Source organism: Amycolatopsis sp. NPDC051106, from assembly GCF_040682775.1.
Classification (GTDB): domain Bacteria; phylum Actinomycetota; class Actinomycetes; order Mycobacteriales; family Pseudonocardiaceae; genus Amycolatopsis.
The window spans coordinates 1-1,488 of sequence record NZ_JBFBBQ010000205.1 but is presented as its reverse complement, the minus strand read 5'-3'; the positions used below and the strand labels follow the sequence as shown (position 1 = coordinate 1,488).

Here is a 1,488-nt window from a genome sequence, read left to right as displayed (position 1 = left end):
TCACTGGTGGACGTTAGGGGAGGACAGGCGTACACGTCTTGTCTGCACCCCGGGCCTGCCAGGTCACTGCCGAGCTGACCACGTCACCCTGCCGGGATGACCTGGCTGAGAGTTGCAGGGCCTGGCGGCCCGGGACGTGCAGATCGGCCATAGGGCTATGCGCCAAGGCCTGCCGGCCTGGAGCGCCTCAGTGAGCGACCGACCGTCACGTCCCGGACCGGAGTGCTGATTTCCGTGGGCTGACGGAAAGGAGCACACCATGGAGGCTACGCCCACGTTCGCCGGAATCGACTGGTCCTGGCACCACCACGCGGTATGCATCGTTGATGCCGCCGGGCACCGGATCGAGGAAGTCACCCTCGCACACACCCGAGCCGGGCTGAGCAAGATCACCGCGCTGCTGTCCCGGCATGACATCACCCGGGTCGGGATCGAACGCGGTGACGGGCCCGTGGTCGAGCACCTGCTCCGAGACGGCTTCCAGGTCGTGGTCATCTCGGCCAGGCAAGTCACCTCACTGCGCTCCCGCTACGGCAGCGCCGGCAACAAGGACGACCGGTTCGACGCCTTCGTACTGGCCGATGCCCTGCGCACCGACACCGGCCGCTGGGCCATCGTGCGCCCTGACCGCGACGACACCATCGCGCTGCGAATGCTGGTCCGCGCTCGCCATGACCTGATCAATCACCGGATCGCGGTGCACAACCAGCTGCTGGCCGTGCTGCAGCACAACTTCCCCGGAGCCATCGGCCTGTTCAGCCAACTCGACCTGCCCATCAGCCTGACCTTCCTGCGCCGTTTCCCGTCCGAAACCAAGGCAGCGTGGCTTTCCCCCTCGAGAATGGCGAACTGGCTCAAGGCCAACAGCTACCCCGGCCGCCAGAGTGCTGCCGACCTGACCGCTCACCTGCGCGCGGCTGTCACCGGACGCACCACCGGGCCCGCAGCCGAGGCCGGCGAGGTCATCGTGCTCACCCTCGTGAACCTGCTCAGCCACCTCCGCACCCAGCAAGCCGATCTTGAGACGCGCATCAAGGAAGCGCTGCTGGCCCACCCCGACGGACCGATCTTCCAGTCCTTGCCCCGAGCCGGCACCGTTCGCGCCGCGACCCTGCTCGCCGAGATCGGTGACTGCCGCGCCCGCTTCCCCGACGCGCAGGCACTGGCCGCGGCCGCCGGGGTCGCGCCCTCAACCCGCCAATCCGGCAAACACCGCACCGTCGCCTACCGCCGCGGCTGCAACAAGCAACTCCGCGCCGCGCTCATCGACTGGGCACAAGACACCCCACGCGCCAACACCTGGGCCCACAACACCTATCACCGAGCCCGCCAACGCGGATGCCGGCACCCACACGCAGCAAGGATCCTGGCCCAAGCCTGGACCAGGATCCTCTGGCGCTGCTGGCACGACCACCAGCCCTACAACCCCGACCTACACGGCCAGCTCAACACCCTCCGCCGACAGGCCGCTTGACATAGGGCTCTCAG

The 1,488-nt window shown here is 68.1% G+C and carries 1 protein-coding gene; it reads left to right on the top strand.

The window, feature by feature from the left end:
• Nucleotides 1-259: 259 nt before the first annotated feature.
• Nucleotides 260-1,474, top strand: coding sequence for an IS110 family transposase (locus tag AB0M83_RS48555; RefSeq protein WP_364529646.1), 1,215 nt, complete (start codon nt 260-262; stop codon nt 1,472-1,474).
• Nucleotides 1,475-1,488: the final 14 nt, after the last annotated feature.

Excerpts from the sequence above, each read along its gene's own strand:
- AB0M83_RS48555 (WP_364529646.1), top strand. The coding sequence starts at position 260 with ATGGAGGCTACGCCCACGTTCGCCGGAATCGACTGGTCCTGGCACCAC.